Source organism: Vibrio sp. 10N.222.46.A1, assembly GCF_041473595.1.
Lineage (GTDB): Bacteria > Pseudomonadota > Gammaproteobacteria > Enterobacterales > Vibrionaceae > Vibrio > Vibrio tasmaniensis_A.
Map to the genome: position 1 here is coordinate 1 of NZ_JBFRSN010001646.1, position 720 is coordinate 720.

The 720-nt window shown below is 35.7% G+C and carries 1 protein-coding gene and 1 pseudogene; both read right to left on the reverse strand.

Annotated features, from left to right (window positions below):
* A pseudogene (locus AB4496_RS28635) lies at window positions 1-150 on the reverse strand (diaminobutyrate acetyltransferase); the annotation flags it as partial.
* A 468-nt stretch (window positions 151-618) separates the two neighbouring features.
* Window positions 619-720: DUF5062 family protein (locus AB4496_RS28640; protein WP_372133479.1), on the reverse strand; the 102-nt coding region annotated here is incomplete at its 5' end.

Sequence of the window (720 nt, forward strand, 5' to 3'; positions counted from 1 at the left end):
ATATGAAGAGTTAGTATCTAATGGAGGGCACTCTGAAATTAATTGATAAATGTTGTTGCCATCCGAAACTTCTGGCTCACGAAAATTCCATTTTTCAATCATCTTTTCTACAACCTCTGGATACAATATCCAAGGCGCTGATGTAATCATACCGAGACATTTCCTTTGAACTCTAATTAAATTCCTTTTAATTATGAGCATTTCCCATACACAAAGATCAACACATTAGCGCTAAAAATCAAATTTTAGCGACGAAGATCACACTTGCGCAAGTATTATATGTATTAAATAATACTTTGAGTTCTAATGTATTTATTGGGTCGGTATAAATTTGAGAGTCTTGAAGGGAATAGACGAAAGGAAATCGTTAGTGCAATTCATAAAATACAGCGTTCAAGTGCCTGAGTAGGAAGGATAGGAATCAGCAAAAATATCGACGACTCCAATACTGAATAAGGTAAACAGTGACGCTCTAAAAAGAGATGGCTTAGGCTCTAATATTGAAACGCAGATACCTAAAACAAAAAAACCTAGCGTGAGATAGCTAGGTTTTTCAAGTAAACATAAATTGGCAATCAATCAAAAGAAACAAATTCGAATCACTGAGTTAATCGCGAATTACTTCAGGGGATCATTATCAGGCAGAGCCTTGTGTATCCATAATGCTAAACGCTTCTTAATATTCGCGCCATCAAGCTTACTTTCAGGTAAAGGCGTGAT